The organism is Paenibacillus sp. 22594, assembly GCF_052044425.1.
Classification (GTDB): Bacteria; Bacillota; Bacilli; order Paenibacillales; family Paenibacillaceae; genus Paenibacillus_AQ.
In genome coordinates this window covers 377,689-398,945 of the sequence record NZ_JBQENA010000001.1, presented here as the reverse complement: position 1 = coordinate 398,945, position 21,257 = coordinate 377,689, and the positions used below count along the sequence as shown (strand labels likewise).

Sequence of the window (21,257 nt, the reverse complement as noted above, 5' to 3'; positions counted from 1 at the left end):
GGAGTACATACAGATGAGAGATGATCTTTGCCGGATTGGCATTATTGATATTGGTTCCAACTCTATTCGTCTTGTAATATATGATACGACGCTGGAAGGAGGATACAAAATCATCAAGGAGTGCAAATACTCCGCTCGTCTGAGTGAAAAGATCACAAAGGACGGCAGGCTGGAGCGGAAAGACATGGATACCATTGTCCCTGTTCTGCACCAATTCAAGGAGATTTGCAGCGCCTTTGAGGTCGATAAAATCCGCGCCGGCGCCACTGCGGCTATCCGCAATGCGGCAAATTCTGAGGAGATTATCTCCTACCTTTCAGAGGCATCGGAGATTCATATTGAAGTCATCAGCGGACACCAGGAGGCTTACTTTGGATTTTTAGGCGTTATTAATGCCTTTGATGTTCAAGATGGTTTTGTAATTGATATCGGTGGCGGAAGCACGGAAATCACCTTATTTCGGGGACGACGCTACCAGCAAAGTATTTCTTTTCCATTCGGTGCGGTCAATACAAATCTGATGTTCAGCCATGGTGGCAATTGGAATGGAGACCAAGTACGTAAACTTCAGGCCTATGTGATAGGGAGACTAGTAGAGCATGACTGGCTGAACAGCGGGGCGGGACTGCCGCTTTACGGGCTTGGTGGAACTCTGCGCTCTCTGGGGAAGCTGGACCAGAAGATGCGGGATTATTCCCTTCCGAATTCCCACGGCTACACCTTATCCAGTGAGACCATAGATCACTTTATGGAGTCACTGCCTTCTATTCCGTATGAGAAGCGCAAAGATTTGGAGGGGCTGTCCAAGAGCCGGGGGGATATTATCGTCTCGGGGCTGATTATTTTCCACACAGTTTACCGGTATATTGGCGCCAGCCAGGCATTAATCAGTGGAGAGGGCCTGCGGGAAGGGATGCTGCATGACCTGCTCGAACCGGAGCAGCCTGTGCGTGAGAGTGCGCTGGAGTTCAGTCTCAATACGATCATCCGGTTTGATATCCGTACGTCGAAGCGGCATCTGGATCACATCTTTAAGCTGGCACTCAGCCTCTTTGACGCATTTGGAGCAGAAGGGGACCGGGACGAGCAACGAATGCTGATCTACGTGTCAATCATGCTGCATCGGACCGGCTCCAATATCAACTATTATCAATCCAAGCGGCATACGCGGTATTGGCTGATGAACTCTCCGATCCGCGGACTAACCCACCGTCAACTGATTCTGGGAGCTTTGATTGCCTCCTACAGCACAAAAAGCCGGAAGCAGAAATTGTCCCAGACCCACAAGGACATTTTACTGGCTTCCGACGAAGAATGGATTCATAAGCTTGGCACACTCGTACAACTAAGCATTGCACTGGATAGTACCGAGATTGGTATTGTAAGCGGACTAGAAGCCCGCCTCCATGGCAATACGCTTGATTTGGAACTGCAGGGTGCCGGTGAGCTCCTGATCGGTCTGGAGGACATTGAGAATGCCCTCAAAACCTTCAGGAATGTTTGGGGGTTGAAGGTAAAGCTCGGCTTCCCTTCCAACGCGTAACATCCATAGCGGCGAACTGGCTCCGGAAAGGGGCCTTTTTGTCGTCTGCACGCTCGTAGTATCCGTTCGGCTGCAGGAAACTGGACTTCACATTATCCTTAAGCGTCAGATCGAGAATCTTGACTATCTGTTTACGGATATGGCTGTCTTTCACGGGACACATCAGTTCAATGCGCCGGGTCAGATTCCGCGTCATCCAGTCGGCGCTGGACAAGTAGACCTCAGGGTTGCCGCCGTTCTCGAAATAATAGATGCGGGAATGTTCCAGGAAACGGTCCACAATGCTTCGGACAGTGATGCGTTCACTAAGTCCTTCAATCCCTGGACGCAGGCAGCAAACCCCGCGCACAATCAGATCAATCGGTACTCCTGCTTGGGCAGCGCTGTACAGATTGTCGATAACCTCCTGATTGGAGAGGGAGTTCATTTTGGCGATGATCCGGGATGGACGCCCGGCGGCGGCATGCTCGGCTTCGCGCAGAATCAGCTTTTGCAGCGAAAGGCTCATATTGGTCGGCGCAACGATGAAGGAGTTCCAGTCATAATTGGCGGAATACCCTGTCATCTGGTTGAAGAGCTCAGAGGCATCCAGGCCGATCTCATTATTCGCGGTGAACAAGCTAAGGTCAGTATAAGCCTTGGCCGTGCTGTCATTGTAGTTGCCAGTTCCGACATGTACATAACGGCGCAGTTCAAGCCCTTCCTGGCGGACAATCAGCGTAACCTTGGCATGAGTCTTGAGGCCAACCAGACCGTATACCACATGGCAGCCCGATTGCTCCAGCTTGCGCGCCCAGGCAATATTGCGCTCTTCGTCGAAGCGTGCCTTTAGCTCCACGACTACAGTGACCTGCTTACCCGATTCAGCGGCATTGGCCAGAGCTGTAATCAGTGGAGAGTTACCGCTGACGCGGTACAACGTCATTTTGATGGCCATGACCTGCTCGTCCTCTGAAGCCTGAATGATGAAGTCGGTCATCGCATCAAAGGATTCATAAGGATGGTACACCAGTACATCGCGTTCCCGGAGCACCTCGAAGAAATCCTCGTTCTCATCGAATTCAGCCGGATAGAGCGGTTCGATAGGAGCATCATGGAGATAGCTGAAGCCCTTCAGACTGCCTGCAAAACCGCGCAGGAAACCGAGATCCAGCGGACCTTCAACCTCAAATACGAAATCCTCAAGCTCGAATTCAGCCTGCAGCTGCTCCAGTGCATATGGATGAATCCCTTTTTGCACCTCCAGGCGGGCAGGAACACCTCTCCGCCGTTTGCGCAGCTCCTTTTCAATCTCCTCCAGCAGGTCTTCCGCACCTTCTTCATCAATGGTGAGGTCGGAATTTCGCGTTAAGCGGAATTCACTAACGGCCACGGGATCATAACCGCTGAACAAAGTCTGGATATGATGGCGGATTACATCCTCAATAAACACAAACTGACGTTTTTTGCTGTTGGAACGGTGGGGAAGTGGAATACATCTGGGCAAATTGGAAGGGATCTGCAGAATTGCGAAATAAGGGTCCTCTTCCAGACTATCCTTTCGTGTCAGCACAACCGCAAGATAGATAAACTGGCTGTGAACGAGTGGGAATGGACGGCTCTGATCTACGGCCATTGGAGTCAGTACGGGAAAAATAATGTCCCGGTAATATTGTTCAATCGAGAGTTCCTGCGCCTGCGTAAGGTCCTCGTAATTTACAAACACGATGCCTTCTTTGTGCAGACTTCGGGAGATATCCCGGAATGTTCTGTATTGATCGGCAATAATTTTAGTGACCCTTTTGATTAGGCGCTTATAAAGGCCGGAGGGGGTGTAACCGGTAAAATCTTTTTTTGTATAGCCTGCCCGGATCTGATCCTGAATCCCCGCCACACGGACACTGATGAATTCATCCAGGTTACTGGAGACAATCGCCAGGAACTTGGCCCGCTCCATAAGCGGGTTATCCGCATCCTGTGCCTCCTGGAGTACACGCCGGTTAAATTCAATCCAGCTAAGATCACGGTTCAAATATGCTGTTGCTGGGCTGGTATGGATGTTCTTTTTCTCTTCTGCATTCACGTTCATAGACCCTCCAAGTGCTTCAATGTCTTTGTCTTCTATCATTCTACTATTTGCTCAAGGGAGAAATGTTAAATCTGTGTAAAATTTGCGCGAAAATGTTCAGAAGTTGCAACAAAATAATGAATTTTCGGATGCTTTTATGAAAGATATGTTAATTATAAATTAAATGATAACGCTTCAAAACTCCATTTCTGTCAAATTGGTAACAATTTCTTAGGCATAGGTTACAAAATTGTGATATATTAATAACTGTTAGTTTTACAAACACCAGGGCATAAGCAAACGTACATACGTCCGGAGTTATTTTGAAGCAGCATAAATGGGGATTTCCCCCGGGTCTGACTGCGCTACTAATGAAGGAGGAACTAATGAAAATCAAATTTGGAGCCGTTGCAGCACTCGCTGCAGCCTTTGGAATCAGCACACTGATGCAAGCCGCACCCGTCCAGGCAGACAGTATACATATCGCAGGGGATACTACCACCTATTATACTCTATCGAATCATTATGGAATAAGCATGGATAAAATTATGGATGCCAATCCGAATATTCCAGCGAGTAATATTTATCCGGGCCTTAAGCTCTCAATTCCGGGCATTCTCAAAACACAGAATGTTGCGGCTGCAGAACCCTCAGCTAAGGAATCAACAGGAGTGTCACTCTTAAGTGTAGAACCGCAGAGCAACACAGTTCAAGCCTGGGGTAAAGAGTACATCTACGGCCAAGTACTTCAGGTGAAAGCAACAGCCTATTCCTCTGCTGCCAGCGAGAATGGCAAATGGGGCGCAGTTGACTATTTTGGCAATCCGCTGAAGCTGGGTACAATTGCTGTGGACCCTAGTGTGATCCCGCTTGGAACCAAGGTATTGGTAACCGGGTATTCCCATCCTGGGTTACCCAAGCAAGCATTTCTTGCTACTGCAACTGATATGGGAAGTGCGATCAAAGGGAACCGCATTGACATCTTTATCCCTGGCAGTCAAAGCTTTGTTGCAGATTTTGGTTTCCAATATGTGCAGCTGTATGTGATTGAATAGACCCAAGACTCAAAAGGAAACGAAACATGCCGAAGCCCGGCAGTCCTCGTTTCCTTTTTTTTCGATCATAGATTCCGGGCTATTTAATATTCAGTTTCTTATTTACTTTTCTTTACTGACCTGTAGCATCTGTGGGACGGTTACAAAGGTATAACCCCGTTTGCGCATGATGTTGATCACTTCAGGGAGAGCCTGAATTGTTCCCCGTAAATTGCTGCCCCGGCCTCCGCCGCCATGCTGCAAGATGATGGAGCCCTTGCCGGCGTGGGTGATAATATTGTTCCGTACCTGGGATTTCGGCAGCCCCTTCCAATCTAGGGAGTCTACATTCCAGTTCACGAGCTTGTACCCATGGGCTTTGGCCCATTTCAGCTGCTGTTCACTGATGTCTCCATAGGGAGGACGGATCAGCCGCGGCTTATAGCCGGCCATCGTATTGATGATATTTTCAGTGCGGATAATCTGGGTCCTAAAAGCATTTACACTGATTTCACCAAACTTCGGATGGTTATAGGAATGATTGCCGACGGCATGGCCTTCCTTAATCATCCGGGCCACAAGTTCCGGGTGCTTCTCTGCGCGGCTGCCCACGACAAAAAAAGTCGCGTGAACATGACACCTGCGCAGTACGTCAAGCACTTGTGGAGTAAAACGGGGGTCCGGCACGTCATCGAATGTGAGTGCGATATGTTTGCGCCGAGGCCCTTGGGTCTTGATCGTTTCAGGATATTTGCGCAGCAATTGGCTGAGGGTAAGGGTTTCCGCCCGTTTTTGGGATGCTGTACGTGAAGAGCCTGCGGGGATCGCCTGATCTTCTTCGGGCTCTGCTGCAGGTCTCTGACCGCTGTCCAACTGTGGGAACAAGCCGGTAATCTCAGGATAGGCCGCTGCAAGCTCTCCGTCGGAAGCGGGGCTGAGCAGACTGAAGCAGACAATCGCTGAAATGAGCAGTTTCCGGCTCATCTGCAGGCTTTTCATCAAGGCACGCCTCCTTTTTTGATCTGAAAACTAGAATGGAATCCCCGGGAAATGATTCTGCTTGTCTTGTTATCCCCTTCTGCAGATTGAATTATGCTGGATCTTGGGGCTTGTGATAATGATTTATCGGCGCAGAAAATACGTGTATACTAAATTGGAGAATTACCCGAAATTGAATACGTGAACAACGGAAAGGAAGGAATAGAAATGCCGGATTTATTTGCTCCTTATGAGTTAAAGGCTTTGGCCTTAAAAAACCGGATCGTGATGCCTCCAATGTGCCAATACGCTGTAGTCAAGCAGGATGGAACCCCAAATGATTGGCATTTCGTTCATTACGTCAGCCGTGCCATTGGCGGCACCGGATTCATTATTGTGGAAATGACGGGTATCCATCCGGATGGGCGGATTTCGAATCAAGATACAGGAATCTGGAGTGATGAACAAATTGAAGCGTACCGGAAACTGACTGAAGCTGTACATGTTCATGGCGCCAAAATAGCTATTCAGTTAGGACATGCTGGCCGTAAGGCGCTGGATGCCGATCCTCCCGTTGCACCTTCAGCTATCCCGTTCGACGCCAATTCCAAAACCCCGCAGGCGCTCACTAGAGAAGGAATCGTTGAACTGATTGCAGCCTTCCGTGAAGGTGCACGGCGGGCCGTGGATGCCGGATTTGATACCGTTGAACTTCATGGAGCACACGGTTATCTCATTCACCAGTTCCACTCTCCGCTGACCAATGTCAGAGATGATGAATATGGTGCAGACCCGATGCTGTTCGGGGAACAGGTGACCCAGGCGGTGCGGGAAGTACTCCCAGCTGAAATGCCGCTGATTATGCGGGTCTCCGCCAAGGAATATGTAGAAGGCGGTTATGATGAATCCTACGCTCTTGAATTCTGCCGGCGCTATAAGGCAGCTGGAGTGGATATGTTCCATGTGTCCTCAGGCGGTGAAGGACCGATTGGATCAAATGGTGGACCCAATGCAGGACCGGCCTACCAGGTTGATCTGGCAGAGTACATCCGGAGCGGACTCCAGATCCCTGTAATTGCAGTAGGACGCCTTGAATCCTATGAAGAGGCGCAGTCCATTGTTACTGAGGAAAAGGTAGAGCTTGTTGCCGTAGGCAGGGGGATGTTAAGTGATCCGTATTGGGCACTGCACGCCGAGGAAGCCCTTGGCGGTGTAGACAAGGCTAATGTGCCTAAGCCATACGAACGCGGAGTTTGGAAGCGGAAATAGACACTTACGAATGTGAACTTTATCACAGATTTTAAGTTCCTTCTAAGGCATGGTTAATAAGATTAAATTTGAAGGAGCTTGATAACTTGGCGACGGTGATTAGTAACGAACGGCTGGCGGATGGAGTGTATCACCTTCGGGTTGAAGGCGATCACGGGGGAACGATGGGGCAATTCTACATGTTGCGGGCATGGGGAGCCTTTCCATTGCTGTCCAGACCGCTAAGCATACATCAAGTGAACGACGATGGCGTGGATTTTCTGTATCATGTGGTGGGTGAGGGAACGAAGATATTAGCTGGGCTGGAACCCGGAGATCCAGTCGAGCTTGAGGGACCTTTTGGCACCGGATTTCCTGAGGTTGAAGGAAAGGTTGCTCTGGTAGGCGGTGGAATTGGGATCGCGCCTCTGTATTATTGTGCCCAAGAGCTTCCTGGTAGCGATATTTACCTGGGCTTCAGCCGTGAAACGTTTCGTACAGAAGCATTTCGTCCTCTGGCTGCAGAGCTGACAGTCGATGTGGGAGGATTGGTGCTTGACAACGTCGATTTTACCAGATATGACCATATTTTTGTCTGCGGACCGCATCCGATGCTCAAAGCGGCTCAGCTGAAAGGCATAGCCGCCAAAACGGCTGGCAAGAAACCTAATGTCTACTTGTCCCTGGAGAACCGCATGGCTTGCGGAATCGGGGCCTGTCTTGTATGCAGCGTTTCCTGCCGTGACGGTCAGCGCAAGGCTTGTGCTGACGGACCGGTATTTCTTGCGGAGGAGGTGATCTTCCATGATTAATCTGACAGCAAATATAGCAGGTGTGCACTTTAAGAATCCGATTATCATGGCTTCCGGAACTTTCGGGTTTGGCCGTGAATATAGCAAGCTCTATGATGTATCGCTGCTGGGAGGCATCTCCGGCAAAGGTCTTACACTTCATGCCAAAGCCGGTAATCCTGGTGTCCGTGTATTTGAAACGGCTTCGGGCATGCTGAACAGTGTAGGACTGGAGAATCCAGGTGTTGAAGCATTTCTCGCCAAGGAACTTCCTTACTGGGAGACACTGGATACTGCCCGTTTGGTAAACCTGGGAGGCAACACTCTTCCTGATTATGTGCTGGGTGCGGAGCTGATTCAGCGTGACGCCGATGTGCGAAGCGCTGCCGGTAAACCTGCAGTGGATATGATTGAGCTGAATATTTCATGCCCTAACGTTAAGGAAGGCGGGATCGCTTTTGGTGTCAAAACACCAGCTGCGAAGGAAGTTGTCCGTGCCGTTAGAGCCGCAACCAAGCTGCCGCTTGCTGTAAAACTATCTCCGAATGCTGAGGATATCGCTGAAATGGCTGAAATGTGCCAGGAGGAAGGCGCGGATGCCATTTCACTGATCAATACGATCTCTGGAATGAAGATCGATGTCCGCCGACGCCGTAGCGTATTTAATAATTTATATGCCGGATTGTCCGGTCCTGCGATCAAGCCGGTGGCCCTGAGAATGGTGAACCAGGTAGCGAAGCGGGTAACCATTCCGGTAATCGGCATGGGCGGAATCACTTCGGCTACAGACATTATCGAATTTATTATGGCCGGGGCAACAGTAATTCAGGTTGGAACGTATAACTTCATGAATTTGCGCGCAGGCAGTACGCTTGTTGAAGAATTGCAGCAGTTTATGATAGAGGAGAGCATTTCGTCACTGGATGAAATCCGTGGCATCATCTAGTTGATTTCAAGTATGAAGGATCAAGTCTTCTCTTCCTGAGATATCTTTGTGAGCAATGGTTAATATAATGGAAAAGGGGAGAAACTTATGTCTTCTCCAGAGCTGTACCCAGGTGATATTGAACTGTCTGCCACTGAGGTCGGCCGTGATTTGCTGCTGCTGATTACCGGGGGCGCCCGTCACATCGGCGCAGCCAGTACCGCTTATTTGGATGCAGGTGACGTCAAAGTAACAACTTCAGCGGTACCTCATCACAAAGAGCATACGATCAGTGAGTCGATTGCAATGCGTGTTGCTACTGCACTTCATCGGACGGTTACCGTTGTAATGGGCATTCATTACGACCATTTGACTAAAGAAGGCATAGCACAGGTTGTGGAAATCGTAAATTTTAAAGTCGATCAATATTTATTTGGGCAAAATTTGAAACGATAATGGCACTTCCTGCGTAAAAGATAACAAATGAGCAACTCACTTTTATTTTGGAGGAATGAACCATGTCTATATTTAAAAGATTACGTGATTTAACGATGTCCAATGTGAATGCGATTATCGACAAAGCGGAAGATCCGGTCAAGATGACGGACCAATACATTCGTGACATGACTGAGGATTTGGAAGACGCAGAAAAAGCTGTAGCGGCCCAAATCGCCATTGAGAAAAAATTCAAGCAGCTCTATGAAGAACAGGAAGCTCTCGTGAACAAACGCAATCAACAGGCGCATGCTGCCGCTCAGGCAGGTAATGCTGACCTGGCGCGCCGCGCTCTGGAAGAGAAGAAGGCTGCGGAAGCCAAGCTTGTGGAATACAAGGCGAGCTTCGATCAGAACAAGGCCTCTGCGGACAATCTGCGCGGCAAGCTGGAGGAAATGCGCAAACAGCTTACCCAGATGAAGAACAAACGTGAGACACTGGTTGCACGCTACAATGCAGCCAAGGCACAAACCGAAATCAACAAAGCCATGAGCGGATTCAGCTCTGATTCTGCTTCAGCCGGTCTGAAACGCATGGAAGACAAAATGCTGCAGGCGGAAGCCCAGGCGGAAGCCAGCAACGAAATGAGCTCCGGCAACAAATCGCTGGATGATGAATTCGAGAAGCTGGGCAAGGATCAGGCGGTTGAAGATGAATTGGCTGCGCTGATGAAGCAGTACGACAAACAACAATAACATATTGGCAGAAGCCGCAATATAAGGCTGGTGTCCACAGGCGAAGGGGAGACAGAAAGAACGTTTCTCCTTCGCCTTCTCTATGCTGCCCGTGAGGGCAGGCAAACTGAACATCGGAGGCTAAACAATGGATTTCCACATTCTGGTGTCCATGGTGGTATGGACGGTGAGCGGCTCAGTACTGCTGTGTGTGCTGATGTACGTGGATTCGCTCTTTACCCGTTATAACGATTTGGAAGAGATCCGGGCAGGAAATATGGCGGTTACCATGCGGTTTGTGCTTAAACTGCTGGCACAAGGTTATATTCTTTCGTCCTCCATTGCCTCTACGAACAGTTTGGGAGATGCACTGGTGGTCTCTATTGTTTCCTTTGTTCTGCTATTCTTCTTGGAAAAAGTAGTGAGACTGCTCCTGTTCCGCTGGGCAAAACTCGACCTGGATCATGGTACAATGCTGGGCAAAATAGGCTACGGTGTATTGGCAGGCTCGCTGCATGTGACCGGTGCTTTGATCATAGCGGCCTTTATCAAGGGCTGAAGTCTTAGATATTCAAAATCATGCGTGTGTACAAAACCTTTAAAAGGAATGATTTATTTGAGTATATGGAAACGTATTGGCAATATCTTCTCCAAACCTGAGGCACCTGCTGTACCCAAGAGCATGTTGAACCTGTCTGCCGGAGATATTTGCGAGGTATCGCTGGTGACCTATGAGGTAACTGGACGTACGCAAACCAGCGGCCGCAATGCTGTAGTTCTGACCTTGCGTGACGGCAGCCGTATTGCCTATCTGCATATAGAAGAACGGGAGCAGCTGCAGTACGCATTATATCAGCCGATTGACGGGCGTTTGGATGATCCTGCCGAGGTGCCAGCAACCTTGGAACTTGACGATTATACGTATTATCTGGAAGAGGAATATGAGGGATATGCGTCAGTGACAGGTCAAACTCCTTACATGAACGGCGGTCAACAGCATGTCTGGCAGTACCAGTCCGATGAATCACGTCTCCTCCGCGTTGAATGGCAGAATGGACGGTTTATGTTATACGAGGGCGAAAAGGTGATCCCGGGAGATGTAAAGGTCATCCGTGCCTGATGCCTAATCCAAGTGTCTAATCCTAGCTTTTTTCATATGTATCATGACAAGATGCCTCCATTTTTTGTGGGGGCATCTGTTTTTTTGAGGTAAGACAGTTGAACAAATATCGCGTCACCGGTTGTCATGTTAAAATAGGTTAGAATAGCGGCGGCTTTGTTCGGGCAATGAAAATACGGTACAGAAGAGGTTGGGTGTATATGAACAGCAGAGAGGAAGCAACACATTCTAAATTTCATCGTAAAGCGCTCCAGGTTAAGGAAGCCCAGTCACGGATCATTGAATATGCGAAGGTGCTTGATACAGAAGAAGTGCCTTTATATCAAAGTCCGGGACGTTATTTGGCTGAACCTGTCTATGCGCCACATCCGTTCCCGGCCTTTTACCGTTCAGGTATGGACGGGTATGCACTTATTGCAGCCGATACTGAAGAGATGGATGAAGGGAACTTGGTCTGGCTGGACATTGTGGACAACATTCCATGCGGAGCAGTGCCTTCTGTCGATATACGTCGGGGGACAGCTGCCCGGATAATGACAGGAGCTCAGGTACCGGAGGGAGCGGATACGGTTGTGATGCTTGAAGCTACGGAGAGCAGGGAACTAGACGGTATCCTCCAGGTAGGCATCCGCAAGCCGCAAAAGGCGGGCCGGAATGTCACTCCGCGTGGCTTTGAGCTGAGAGAAGGAGAGCTTGTGCTTCCTGCAGGAAGGATGATTAAGGCCGGAGATATCGCGGTTTTGGCCGCTTTTGGAATTCCCTTTGTAAAGGTGATCCGTAGACCCAAGGTAGGTATATTTGCAACTGGAACAGAGCTGCTTGAAGTGCATGAACCGCTCGTTTCAGGTAAAATACGCAACAGCAATTCGCCAATGCTGGAAGCACTGGTCCGGGAGAGCGGCGGAGATCCGGTGATGCTTGGAGCGATAGTGGATGATATTGAACTGGCACGAAGCAAGGTGCAGATGGCACTTGAGAGCTACGATCTGGTGATTACCACTGGAGGGGTATCTGTCGGGGACTATGATATCATGGGTGATCTGATCCGCGAGAACAGCGGTGACATGCTGTTTAATAAGGTAACCATGCGTCCCGGAAGTGTGACAACGGCGGCCGTGCGTGGAGGTACGCTCTTGTTGGCACTGTCAGGTAATCCAGGCGCCTGCTTTGTTGGATTTCATTTATTCGCTCGTCCAGTTATCCTACAAATGCAGGGATCCGTTCAGCCCTTTCTGCCGGAATGGACAGCAGTGCTAGGAGCAGAATATTCCAAAGTGAACAACTACACCCGGTTTGTCCGTTCCAGGCTGGAGATCCATGAGGGCCGCCTTTACGCCTTTCCGGCCAACATAGACGAATCATCGGTCATGGTGACGATTAAGGACAGTGACTGTTTAATTGTGATTCCACCGGAAGAACGGGGCCTGTCTGCAGGGGATTCCGTGAAAGTGCTTAAGCTGCCCGGGGAAATTCGGGGTTTGGAGAGTATGGCTGGATCATAAAAGGTAGGAGGCAGCTAAAATGAGGCGGCGTAGACAGCAATCGCTAAAGTGCTTAACGAATAAAATGAGCAGGCCTGCTGTGTGTCAGATTGTCGGATATAAAAATAGCGGTAAAACAACCCTAATCTGCGACTTGATTCCACTCTTGCGGCAGAGAGGCTGTTCTGTTGCGGTAATCAAACATGACGGTCATGAATTTGAGATAGATCATGAGGGAACGGATACCTGGAAGCAGCGGAAGGCTGGAGCTTCAGCGGTCGCTATCACAAGCGGGGTACGGACATCAGTCATTCAGGAACGGGGACGTAGCCTGGAAGAACTGATCGAATCCTTTGCAGACTATGATTTTGTGCTGGTGGAGGGATTCAAACAGGAACGATACCCCAAAATCGTACTGATCCGTAGTGAAGTGGACCTTATTTTACTTAACGGGACGAGCAATATTATTGCAATGGCCGTTTGGGAGTCAATTCAAGATCATCCTTCTCTGCTGCAAAATCCGGGTATTCGTCGATTTGACATTAACGACAAGACAGAGATAGCCAGCTTTTTGTGGCAGCAACGATCTTATTTTCAAAATTTCAATATATGAAAAATTCATAACAGAAGACCGATAGTGCAGTAGCTCCCGGATAAGTTACGTCTTATAGATCTCCGTCACAAAGAACAGCGACCCGGCTCCCAATAAGAGGAGCACGAGGCCGCTGTTCTGCATCCGGTTTACAATCAAGCCCAATGTTCAGGACGTGCAAGTGCGTCAGGAAGCTTGGTTAACGCATCGCCCTTTGCAGCATTGAGCTGGGATTGGGTCAGGAAGAGGGTATCTGTGAGATCGGCCCCGCAGAGATTCGCGTCGCGGAAATCAACGCCAATCAAATCGGCCCCCCTCAAGTCAGCACCACTAAGGTCTGCCGCAATCAGATAAGCACCACGCAGGCTAACACAGCGCAGATCGGATTTTTTGAGCTTTGCCCCGATCAGGTCGGCACCTCTACCATAGTTTTTGGGTCGTTTGGGGACATTCTTCAATTGACGCCTAGCGGCATCACGTGCCAGCTCGCTTGTCCGCAGCAGCAACTCGTTAATTTCTGCACGGTGAGCAGGCACATCCACCTGCAGCAGCGCCTCGGCCGGTAGTAGAGTCGTCCGCGTAGTCTGCTCAAGTGCGGAATGGAGCTGGCTGTGAATCGGCCCCGCGGCCGGTAACTCAAGTGCTTGGGTCAGATAGTACATCAGCTCATGAAGATGACGCACTACCGGGAAGACCTCGAACATTAGAGCCGCTGATTCCGGCGCCGCCCGCCAGTCCCTGCCGGCAAAGGTGTGATGGGAAACCTTGGGCCCTGCACCGAAGCATTCGTATACTGTACAACCTTTGAATCCTTGTGCTCTCAACCCGGTATGAATTCCACAGCGGAAGTCATCCCGAAGATTGGGACAAGGCTGGCCCGCATTTTTGTTAATCGCAAAATCTGTTGATGCGGCAAAGGGCAATGCAGCACAGCAAAGGCCAAAGCAATTTTCACAGTTGGACTGTAAATCCATATGATGAAACATTTGAGACAATAACTCCCTCCGTAGATGGGTATTCAGCTCTCCAGACGCCGCTCAATCGCTTCAGACATCGTTTTGTCTGTAAGATGGGCATAGACTTCGGTTGTTTCTGTCGAAGCGTGTCCGAGCTGTTCCTTCGTTTTGTAGATATCATTTTGCAAATAATAGTCCGTGGCAAAGGAGTGACGCAGCTTGTGCACCGTAAGATACGGCTTGCCGAACCGTTTGGCGTATTTGATAATCATCTCTTGGATCGCACGCTTGGTCATCCTTTTACCTTCATGACTTCCGTTAGGGAGGGCAATGAACAACGCCTTTTCTTTCTTGGGCGTCTTGTAACGGGACTGGCGCAGCGTTAGATATAGGGAGAGATCATCTTTGGCTTGCTCCCGGAAGTAGACCGGTGTCTTGAAAGTTTCGTCGTTGTGACCCTTACGGTAGACATACAGCAGCTTGTTGTTCACATCCAGATCATCCACATTGAGGTTAACCACTTCCGAGACACGGAGGCCGGAGTTGAGAATAAGGCTGGCGATACAGGCATCTCGCTCACGGTTGAGCTGAAACGAATAATAGGCTTGCTTATTTGCTTCAACATCGCGCCCATACCCTTCATAAATATACCCTACGAACTCCAGCAGCTCTTCGTCCTCCAGAATTTTGCCTTTGAGCTTGGCGGCGGTATCCTTAGGTTTGTGAATACGCTTGATCTCTACCTTGGCCATTACATTTCGTTTGAGCAAAGGATAGAAGTTCTCGTCCTCGGCAATTTGGCTTAAATAATGGAATAATGAACGAAGGGCAGACAGCTTGCGCGAGACGGTAACTTTGGAATTCGTTCCATCCGCTCGTGTTGTCAGATGCAGGCGGTAACCGACGATACTGTCCATATGCAATGTCTCCAGATCCAGCAAAGTAATCTCTGCCAGGCTGGCGGCCTGGGTAAGTCCCTCTCCACGAAGCCAACCGAAGAACGATTCATAGTCGCGGATGTACTCCAGCAGGGTAGAGGGTGAGAGATCTGGACGTTTGTAGTCAATGAACTGTTGCACAAACCAGGGCATGTGAACTACTTTTTGATCGAGATGTGTGCGGTCAGTGTTTTTTTGAATGCTCAAAACTTGTTCACCTGCCTTAAGGTTGCTGGTATTCAGCGGACTAGTCTTTCTGGCTCATCCTATTTTATCATGTTTCGTGGCTTTTGGCCGGAATTCACAGCTCTTATACGGGGCCTGCCTTGCTCCTGAAGGGACAAAGTTATAGAATGTGTAATAAAAGTGAATCTCAGAGGTGACCCCATGGAACTTGGAATCGAGCTGGTTCCCAAAGAGCAGCGCCAAACCATCAGCAGGCTGATGCAGTTTTATCTATATGACTTTACCCGCTATCTGGAGCTTGAGGTGGACCGTGACGGCACGTTCCCGCCATATCCCGGCCTGGAGGCTTACTGGAACAGCGGAAACAATAAATTCGCCTATTTATTTACGGTGGACGACAAAATTGCCGGTTTCGCCCTAGTGGACAGGCTGCTCCGCAGTTCGGAGGGGCAATTTTACATGACAGAGTTTTTTGTGATGCAAAAATACCGCCGCAGCGGGGTAGGCACATGGGCAGCACACCGGTTGTTCGATATGTTCCCTGGTGACTGGAAGGTATCGCAGATTCGCGCCAATACTCCTGCACGCAACTTCTGGCACCGGGTCATCGGTTCCTATACAGGTGGTGAATTCAAAGAACGCTTCAATCCCAAGCTGGGGAACCCCAGTCAATACTTCAGTACATTAAGTATTAATAGGGTGAATAAATAATTTAACCAAACAGAATTGAATTTACAACTCTTTCAGTGGGCATAAAGCAGCAAAGAGTTCGATACAGTGCAACTTGTAGAGATTTCCAGCGTCTGGTTATTGAGGTGATTGTTCATGTCCAGCATCCAAAAAATCTTTTGGATAGGTTGTATATCTGCTATGGCTGTGATAAGTACAGGCTGCAGCAGATATACAAATTCTCAGACTCAGGAGTCAAAAGTAAATCCTTCACAAGTAAGTTCCGCTCCCTCTGCATCTGCAGCTACTGTGCCTACCGCTGAGGCAACTTCTTTGCCTGCGGCAAAATCAGTCTCATTGATCAAAGACGAAGTGCCTGAATATGACGGAAGCGGAAGGGCCTATACGACTGGAGGAAGGGAGCTGAAGGCCGATTATTCCAGTGACCGGAATTTGCCGCTGGCGGTATTTATGCCGGAGAATTTTCTCCGTTTTGAAATGAACGGCAGAACTGCGTGGGGGACTAGCGACAAGGCGAACTGGATCTCATTTCGGAAATTTCAGACAAATGATTCTGCTCCGGCAGGTGCAAATAAACCTGAAATAGCCGATGGTGCTGCTGCTCTGCTTCAATATAAGGAATACCAGGGCGGCTATTCCGATGGAAACAGCAGGGTAGATGTATTCAGAATCCGAGACAAAGAACAAATCTATCAAGCTGAAATCCGAACCACACCAGAGCAGCGGGAAGAGCTTCTACCCCTGTTCATAGATATCCTGAGAGAAGTGCAATACATGAAGAAACGGACACCGCTGGTTGCCGGAGTTTTTATTCAGGAGCCTAATGTTGGAGGGGGCAAAGAGAACAGACAAATGCTGAATGAGGTCATGATCTGTCTCCAGGCCATAGTTTCACATGACAAAAAAAAGTTTATGAGCACGATGTACTCACCGGAAACCGGAGACTACCTCAACTTCTTCATCAATAACTCGACATCGTACCGTTTTACAGAGATGACCTATGAGGGTATACCTGCTGAAGGTACGCAGCGGGCAAATTTTAATGTTAGCTATCAGTTTATGACGGATGAAGGCTATCAGGCCGACCAGAGCTATACGATCTCATTGCTACGCAACAAGCAAGGGGAGTGGAAGGTTGCGAATATCGATTAACGAATGGAATGAAGAGAGGGCATACCGTATTAGCACGGTGTGCCTTTTTTCTATTTTATGCAAGTCAAAGCCCATAGGAGCAAATCCTGCATAGTAAGTTTACATAATAATAAATATGTTAACTATATTTTAATTCAGTGAATCAGGAATTTATCTATAAGTCTTTAGGGCTCTTCAGGTCTAGCTTCTTGTACACCATCCGTTGATACAGGAGTGACCCAAACTTTGTACAGTATGCCTTCACTGGTATACTCATAATTTGTGTACACCAGAAATTGAGGATCAGAAATTGTATTCCGCCAAGTCCGTTCATATACAAGAACATGGGCCAGCATCCAATTCGTTGTTATGTAGCCGGTGTAGAGATATCCAATCTCGTTGTAAGGTCCGCTCATTATCCATTCATGTGCTTCATGAAAGCTGTCTACACTCATAGTTTCGGTGTGCCAGATTATATTTTCGGGTTCTTTCCTGTGACGGGAGTAGGGGGGATCAGTCTTATTAGGAACTGGCTTGCCCGTGAATTCCACATAGGTTGCATCTTCCTCTTCGTCATCTTTCAAAATATATCTCTCCCAATCATTATTTTCCTTATTATAGCAAAGAAAAGACCATGAACTCAGGGGATTCGTTTGAAATAGGGGTAAAGTGAATATTTTAATGATAAAAAAACGATATAGTTAACATAACAATAAATACGTAAACCTAATCCAAAGAGAATGTAATCGACAAGCCGAACTATCAAGATTTCCGGAAACTATTATCCTTATTTCAACATATGAATAATTCACAATAGTAAAACAAATCCGCAGCACCTCCCACCAAACACTGCCTGAACGCAACAATAGATGATCCAGCAATACTAAAAAACGGAAAAAGGGTGGGGGTGCCTGGTTTCCTTATTTGTTCTGTATCTCAAGACAATTTATGGGTTATCTCAAAAGCAATTTCTACGGCATGTACAGCTTGCTTCAATGAGATTATCGACGCTGATCCGTCCCGGAAACTATGGAGTGCATAGCGCAGACTTTTCTCATAGGGATTACTCTGTTCCAGTACAAGCTCTTGTTTCCCGGAAACTCCATATTCATACAGTGTGGCATCAATCTTGCCGTCCGGATAATCTATTTCATGAAACTCAAGCTTGGCTTGTTCAAAATAGGCTTCATAGCCAACAGTGAACGGATACGAAGCAGACATTTGTGAGGTGACTAAGATCTCTGCTGAAACCTCTGGTGTATCAAAAACCGCGTGGACCAGCGCCTGCCCGTCTTGTCCGCTGCTGGTTCCCCGAACTGAGGTGAGCGGAGGGTTGTCCAGCAGCCAGCTTACCATATCCAACTCGTGAATCATAAGATTTGGAGCGATTTTACTCAGGCCAAGGTCGCCCCATAACGGTGCAGTTTCTCTTTTCAAGGATATGTGAAGCAGCTTACCATATTTCCCGCTCTGCACTGCCTCGTACAAGTAGGAATACGCCTGATCAAATTTGATAAACTGGTTGACCATGATCCGTTTTTCATAGATTTTCTCCGCTTGCAGCATGTCTGCAGCATCTTCACAGCTCAGACAAACCGGAGTTTCGCAAAACACATGTTTTCCAGCCTTCAGCCCCTCGATAGCATATTTAGTGTGCAAACCGGAAGGGAGGCAGATATCAATCACATCCAGTGTGGCATCCGATAGGATTTCGTTGATGGAGGTAGTGATTTCGACCCCCAGCTCTTCCTTTAATTGATTAAGCTTGGTTTCATTCCTCCCAAAGATGATAACCCGGTCGATGCCTTCCATTTTTGTCAGCAGGCTTGCATGATAAGCTCCAAATCCAGTTCCCAGTATGCCAATATTCATTTACAGCAGCTCCTCTCTCTGATACATTCAGCATACACTTCTATTGTTGACATCAGAGTGGCGAGAATAGTGTGATAACGGCAAAAATTATTCTTTTACTAACGTATTAGGGGGCTGGGAATGAGGCTGCATCGCTTGATTGCAATCCTTTTACTGATGGAATCCAGGGGAAAAATGAAGGCGAAGGAGCTGGCGGAAGCGCTGGAAACCTCTGTGCGCTCGATATATAGGGACATTGATGTTTTGGCGGAATCGGGAATCCCCATGGTTACAACTACCGGGCCGGGTGGCGGGATTTCTCTGATGGAGGGATATACCGTTAATCTTCAAAAGCTGCACGGGGAGGAGGTAATTAACCTGTATTTGACGGGTATGGGTATTTCTTTTGACGCATGGACTGAATCCGGACTGAAGCTTAGGAATGCGCTGCTGAAGCTGGAAAATACATTACCGGTTGCCTATCAGGAGGATATCCGCAAGGCCAAAGACCGGTTTTATTACGATAACACTCCATGGTGGGACGAACGGACGGAGATCCCTTGTCTGGAGCAGCTTCGGTCTGCGGTCTGGAGGTGCAGGTGTATTCAGGTTCAATACCGTAAAGTAAATGGGGAACTGACTTGCCGTAATGTACGGCCCTATGGACTGATTGTGAAGCAAGGAGAGTGGTACTTGGCGGCTTTCTGCGAGTTAGCAGAAGCTATTCGTACATTCAAGTGCGAGCGCATCATTTCAGTTGAAGTGATGGAAGGCAATTACATGATCCCTGAAGATTTCGCTCTGGAGGAATTTTGGCTGCGCGGGAGTGAGTCTTTCAAGCAAAGCTGTAAGCAAGAGGAATACTATCCTGTCGTTGTGAGAACCGGAAAGGACCAGCAGCAGTGGATGAAGCCTTTCGAAATTGTCGGAGCACTGGAAATGGATGAGTACATGGAGTTCACGCTGAATCTGTACAGTTATGAATCCGCGTGCAGACAGGTCATGAATCTGCTGAATGAAGCAGAAATCGTACATCCTCCGGCAATCAGAAAATATATTAAGGAGCAGCTTGTATCACTACAGAAGGTGTATACTTAAAAGAAGTATTGCGATATTTATAGGATATATATTATATATTATGTAAACCCTTTATGCAGAATAATCATAGACTTGCTTCTGGTATGTGTTACACCCTATTCCCAATAAACAAGACCCGCTAAGCGCCTTTGCTTACACGGGTCTTGTTTCATGCTGTTTGGAGGGGGTTCAAGTGGAGTCAAGCACTTTGCGAGCTGATTTTTGCCTCTTTACGCTCTCTGGCAGTCAGTCTTTTGTGAGCAGTAATGAGGAAAGGAAGCCCCAGTGCTGTACTTAAAGCAAGCGGAACAAATACAGCCGGGCCATTAGTGGCGCCAAATTGATCCAGCAGCAGGCCTCCGAGAATAGGAGCCATTACGTTACCCAGGTTATTGAAGCCAATCGTGCCGAAATACGTGCCTTTCCATTCAGGCTTGGCAATCCGGTCGATCAGCATATCCATCATGGTGAAGAGCAGGACCTCACCGATTGTGAACAATACCACACTGAACATTAAAAGCGCAACTCCACCGGCAAGCCCGAAGAGCAGCAGGCTCAGCGCCACACAAATATTCCCCAGTATTAACGGAATAAGCGGCGGGAATTTGCTTGCCGTGCGGACAATCGGATACTGAACGACCAATACGGTGATTGCGTTAAGCGACAGCATGTAGGAAAAGACCTGACTGCCGTTCGAGAAATGAGTATCGACCGCCAGATACTGGGCCAGCGTAGAGCTGAAATGACCATAACCCAGTACACAAAAGATGGTCCCCAGCAGCACTGGCAGAAATACCCGGTCCCGGCTGGTGACTGCCAGAGCTTCACGCAATTGTGGAGCGCGTGCTTCCGAACGGACAGGCAGGCTGGCCCGATGGACCGAGAATTGCAAAAACAGCACGATTCCGTAAGCAATGTAGACGACTCCGGCGATGACAAACGGGAAGGTGGATTTAGCAGAGCCTAACTGCAAACCGATAATTGGGCCGAATACAACACCCAGATTAACTGCAGCATACCGCAGATTGAAGACCAGCAGCTTATGAGCCGGAGGGGTGATATCCGAGAGCAGTGCACGTGACGTTGGCTCGAATACGGCACGGCATAGGCCATTCAGCGTATTCACCAGGAAGAACACCCAGATATGCTGCGCTGATGAGAAACCGAAGAAGACACAGGCCCAGCCGAATACAGAGACCAGCATGACGATTTTACGCCCAAAGATATCCGATATGTATCCGCCATAGAAGCTGATCAACACACCTGCCAATGAGCTAACGGCCACCGTTATACCCGTTTGCGAGTGTGATGCACCGAGAACTTGGGTTAAGTAGATGGATAAGAAAGGAATACTCATCGAGGTCACGAGGCGGCCGAACATCGTGCCGATAATAATAGTCCAGGCCAAGGGATGGATGTGCCGCAAATGCTGTTTCATGTGATCGTGGATCTCCTAATCTTCGTGATGAATTTGGGGATTGCTTATTTATGTTGCTTTGA

Annotated in this window: 21 protein-coding genes; 14 read left to right on the top strand and 7 right to left on the bottom strand. The window is 48.5% G+C overall.

Annotated elements, in window-relative coordinates:
- Positions 1 to 13 precede the first annotated feature (13 nt).
- The gene (locus ACTJKB_RS01670; protein ID WP_440831525.1) at positions 14 to 1,543 is read left to right on the top strand and encodes a Ppx/GppA phosphatase family protein; all 1,530 of its coding nucleotides are present in this window, start codon (positions 14 to 16) and stop codon (positions 1,541 to 1,543) included.
- Here the strand turns inward: ACTJKB_RS01670 and ppk1 are convergent.
- Positions 1,491 to 3,611, bottom strand: coding sequence for a polyphosphate kinase 1 (ppk1, locus tag ACTJKB_RS01665; protein ID WP_440831524.1), 2,121 nt, complete (start codon positions 3,609 to 3,611; stop codon positions 1,491 to 1,493). The two genes, ACTJKB_RS01670 and ppk1, sit on opposite strands and share 53 nt — an antisense overlap.
- A 365-nt stretch (positions 3,612 to 3,976) precedes the next feature.
- On the opposite strand from ppk1, the gene ACTJKB_RS01660 reads away from it, so the two are divergent.
- Positions 3,977 to 4,645, top strand: coding sequence for a 3D domain-containing protein (locus tag ACTJKB_RS01660; RefSeq protein ID WP_440831523.1), 669 nt, complete (start codon positions 3,977 to 3,979; stop codon positions 4,643 to 4,645).
- A 102-nt stretch (positions 4,646 to 4,747) separates the two neighbouring features.
- Here ACTJKB_RS01660 and ACTJKB_RS01655 read toward each other — a convergent pair whose 3' ends face one another.
- Positions 4,748 to 5,623, bottom strand: coding sequence for a polysaccharide deacetylase family protein (locus ACTJKB_RS01655; RefSeq protein ID WP_440831522.1), 876 nt, complete (start codon positions 5,621 to 5,623; stop codon positions 4,748 to 4,750).
- A 207-nt stretch (positions 5,624 to 5,830) separates the two neighbouring features.
- Here ACTJKB_RS01655 and ACTJKB_RS01650 point away from each other — a divergent pair, with 207 nt between their 5' ends.
- The 9 genes from ACTJKB_RS01650 (at position 5,831) to mobB (ending at position 12,949) form a co-directional block, all read left to right on the top strand.
- Complete coding sequence (locus ACTJKB_RS01650; RefSeq protein WP_440831521.1) at positions 5,831 to 6,871, top strand: NADH:flavin oxidoreductase/NADH oxidase; 1,041 nt, start codon at positions 5,831 to 5,833, stop codon at positions 6,869 to 6,871.
- Positions 6,872 to 6,957: 86 nt separating this feature from the next.
- Positions 6,958 to 7,662, top strand: coding sequence for a dihydroorotate dehydrogenase electron transfer subunit (locus tag ACTJKB_RS01645; RefSeq protein ID WP_440831520.1), 705 nt, complete (start codon positions 6,958 to 6,960; stop codon positions 7,660 to 7,662).
- Positions 7,655 to 8,587, top strand: a complete 933-nt coding sequence (locus ACTJKB_RS01640; protein ID WP_440831519.1) for a dihydroorotate dehydrogenase — start codon at positions 7,655 to 7,657, stop codon at positions 8,585 to 8,587. The genes ACTJKB_RS01645 and ACTJKB_RS01640 overlap by 8 nt, the downstream gene beginning before the upstream one ends.
- Positions 8,588 to 8,674: 87 nt before the next feature.
- Positions 8,675 to 9,022 (top strand): hypothetical protein, encoded by a 348-nt coding sequence (locus ACTJKB_RS01635; protein ID WP_440831518.1) that lies wholly within the window; start codon positions 8,675 to 8,677, stop codon positions 9,020 to 9,022.
- 62 nt (positions 9,023 to 9,084) lie between these two features.
- Positions 9,085 to 9,756 carry a PspA/IM30 family protein gene (locus tag ACTJKB_RS01630; RefSeq protein ID WP_074084504.1) on the top strand — a complete coding sequence of 224 codons (672 nt, stop codon included), beginning with the start codon at positions 9,085 to 9,087 and terminating at the stop codon, positions 9,754 to 9,756.
- A gap of 127 nt (positions 9,757 to 9,883) precedes the next feature.
- Entirely contained in the window at positions 9,884 to 10,294 is a 411-nt protein-coding gene (locus tag ACTJKB_RS01625) for a DUF350 domain-containing protein (RefSeq protein ID WP_440831517.1), read from the top strand.
- A 57-nt stretch (positions 10,295 to 10,351) separates the two neighbouring features.
- Positions 10,352 to 10,855, top strand: a complete 504-nt coding sequence (locus tag ACTJKB_RS01620) for a DUF4178 domain-containing protein (protein ID WP_074084502.1) — start codon at positions 10,352 to 10,354, stop codon at positions 10,853 to 10,855.
- Positions 10,856 to 11,055: 200 nt separating this feature from the next.
- Positions 11,056 to 12,357 carry a molybdopterin molybdotransferase MoeA gene (locus ACTJKB_RS01615; RefSeq protein ID WP_440831516.1) on the top strand — a complete coding sequence of 434 codons (1,302 nt, stop codon included), beginning with the start codon at positions 11,056 to 11,058 and terminating at the stop codon, positions 12,355 to 12,357.
- Positions 12,358 to 12,376: 19 nt separating this feature from the next.
- Complete coding sequence (gene mobB / locus ACTJKB_RS01610) at positions 12,377 to 12,949, top strand: molybdopterin-guanine dinucleotide biosynthesis protein B (RefSeq protein WP_440831515.1); 573 nt, start codon at positions 12,377 to 12,379, stop codon at positions 12,947 to 12,949.
- Between the two features lie 134 nt (positions 12,950 to 13,083).
- Here the strand turns inward: mobB and ACTJKB_RS01605 are convergent, their stop codons facing one another.
- Together ACTJKB_RS01605 and xerS are read right to left on the bottom strand one after the other, a co-directional pair.
- On the bottom strand, positions 13,084 to 13,914 hold the full coding sequence (locus ACTJKB_RS01605) for a pentapeptide repeat-containing protein (protein WP_440831514.1): 831 nt from the start codon (positions 13,912 to 13,914) through the stop codon (positions 13,084 to 13,086).
- Positions 13,915 to 13,946: 32 nt separating this feature from the next.
- Complete coding sequence (gene xerS, locus ACTJKB_RS01600; RefSeq protein ID WP_440831513.1) at positions 13,947 to 15,029, bottom strand: tyrosine recombinase XerS; 1,083 nt, start codon at positions 15,027 to 15,029, stop codon at positions 13,947 to 13,949.
- Positions 15,030 to 15,209: 180 nt separating this feature from the next.
- Here xerS and ACTJKB_RS01595 point away from each other — a divergent pair, with 180 nt between their 5' ends.
- Both ACTJKB_RS01595 and ACTJKB_RS01590 read left to right on the top strand, forming a co-directional pair.
- Positions 15,210 to 15,719 (top strand): GNAT family N-acetyltransferase, encoded by a 510-nt coding sequence (locus ACTJKB_RS01595; RefSeq protein WP_440831512.1) that lies wholly within the window; start codon positions 15,210 to 15,212, stop codon positions 15,717 to 15,719.
- Between the two features lie 315 nt (positions 15,720 to 16,034).
- Positions 16,035 to 16,850 (top strand): hypothetical protein, encoded by an 816-nt coding sequence (locus tag ACTJKB_RS01590; RefSeq protein WP_440831511.1) that lies wholly within the window; start codon positions 16,035 to 16,037, stop codon positions 16,848 to 16,850.
- Between the two features lie 164 nt (positions 16,851 to 17,014).
- Here the strand turns inward: ACTJKB_RS01590 and ACTJKB_RS01585 are convergent, their stop codons facing one another.
- Together ACTJKB_RS01585 and ACTJKB_RS01580 are read right to left on the bottom strand one after the other, a co-directional pair.
- The gene (locus ACTJKB_RS01585; RefSeq protein WP_440831510.1) at positions 17,015 to 17,413 is read right to left on the bottom strand and encodes a hypothetical protein; all 399 of its coding nucleotides are present in this window, start codon (positions 17,411 to 17,413) and stop codon (positions 17,015 to 17,017) included.
- Between the two features lie 352 nt (positions 17,414 to 17,765).
- Positions 17,766 to 18,701 carry a Gfo/Idh/MocA family protein gene (locus ACTJKB_RS01580; RefSeq protein WP_440831509.1) on the bottom strand — a complete coding sequence of 312 codons (936 nt, stop codon included), beginning with the start codon at positions 18,699 to 18,701 and terminating at the stop codon, positions 17,766 to 17,768.
- A 120-nt stretch (positions 18,702 to 18,821) separates the two neighbouring features.
- Between ACTJKB_RS01580 and ACTJKB_RS01575 the strand changes: the two genes are divergently transcribed.
- Positions 18,822 to 19,778 carry a helix-turn-helix transcriptional regulator gene (locus tag ACTJKB_RS01575; RefSeq protein WP_440831508.1) on the top strand — a complete coding sequence of 319 codons (957 nt, stop codon included), beginning with the start codon at positions 18,822 to 18,824 and terminating at the stop codon, positions 19,776 to 19,778.
- A gap of 178 nt (positions 19,779 to 19,956) precedes the next feature.
- On the opposite strand, the gene ACTJKB_RS01570 is transcribed toward ACTJKB_RS01575, so the two are convergent.
- A complete protein-coding gene (locus ACTJKB_RS01570) occupies positions 19,957 to 21,195 on the bottom strand; it encodes an MDR family MFS transporter (protein ID WP_440831507.1) in 1,239 nt (412 codons plus the stop codon).
- Between the last annotated feature and the right edge of the window lie 62 nt (positions 21,196 to 21,257).

What these genes read in the sequence shown, in the direction of transcription:
- ACTJKB_RS01635 (WP_440831518.1), top strand. Translation starts at nt 8,675, where the DNA reads ATGTCTTCTCCAGAGCTGTACCCAGGTGATATTGAACTGTCTGCCACT.
- ACTJKB_RS01640 (WP_440831519.1), top strand. Translation starts at nt 7,655, where the DNA reads ATGATTAATCTGACAGCAAATATAGCAGGTGTGCACTTTAAGAATCCG.
- ACTJKB_RS01670 (WP_440831525.1), top strand. Translation starts at nt 14, where the DNA reads ATGAGAGATGATCTTTGCCGGATTGGCATTATTGATATTGGTTCCAAC.
- ACTJKB_RS01570 (WP_440831507.1), bottom strand. Translation starts at nt 21,195, where the DNA reads ATGAAACAGCATTTGCGGCACATCCATCCCTTGGCCTGGACTATTATT.
- ACTJKB_RS01630 (WP_074084504.1), top strand. Translation starts at nt 9,085, where the DNA reads ATGTCTATATTTAAAAGATTACGTGATTTAACGATGTCCAATGTGAAT.
- ACTJKB_RS01580 (WP_440831509.1), bottom strand. Translation starts at nt 18,701, where the DNA reads ATGAATATTGGCATACTGGGAACTGGATTTGGAGCTTATCATGCAAGC.
- ppk1 (WP_440831524.1), bottom strand. Translation starts at nt 3,611, where the DNA reads ATGAACGTGAATGCAGAAGAGAAAAAGAACATCCATACCAGCCCAGCA.
- ACTJKB_RS01615 (WP_440831516.1), top strand. Translation starts at nt 11,056, where the DNA reads ATGAACAGCAGAGAGGAAGCAACACATTCTAAATTTCATCGTAAAGCG.
- ACTJKB_RS01605 (WP_440831514.1), bottom strand. Translation starts at nt 13,914, where the DNA reads ATGTTTCATCATATGGATTTACAGTCCAACTGTGAAAATTGCTTTGGC.
- mobB (WP_440831515.1), top strand. Translation starts at nt 12,377, where the DNA reads ATGAGGCGGCGTAGACAGCAATCGCTAAAGTGCTTAACGAATAAAATG.
- ACTJKB_RS01625 (WP_440831517.1), top strand. Translation starts at nt 9,884, where the DNA reads ATGGATTTCCACATTCTGGTGTCCATGGTGGTATGGACGGTGAGCGGC.
- ACTJKB_RS01595 (WP_440831512.1), top strand. Translation starts at nt 15,210, where the DNA reads ATGGAACTTGGAATCGAGCTGGTTCCCAAAGAGCAGCGCCAAACCATC.
- ACTJKB_RS01660 (WP_440831523.1), top strand. Translation starts at nt 3,977, where the DNA reads ATGAAAATCAAATTTGGAGCCGTTGCAGCACTCGCTGCAGCCTTTGGA.
- ACTJKB_RS01655 (WP_440831522.1), bottom strand. Translation starts at nt 5,623, where the DNA reads ATGAAAAGCCTGCAGATGAGCCGGAAACTGCTCATTTCAGCGATTGTC.
- ACTJKB_RS01575 (WP_440831508.1), top strand. Translation starts at nt 18,822, where the DNA reads ATGAGGCTGCATCGCTTGATTGCAATCCTTTTACTGATGGAATCCAGG.
- ACTJKB_RS01650 (WP_440831521.1), top strand. Translation starts at nt 5,831, where the DNA reads ATGCCGGATTTATTTGCTCCTTATGAGTTAAAGGCTTTGGCCTTAAAA.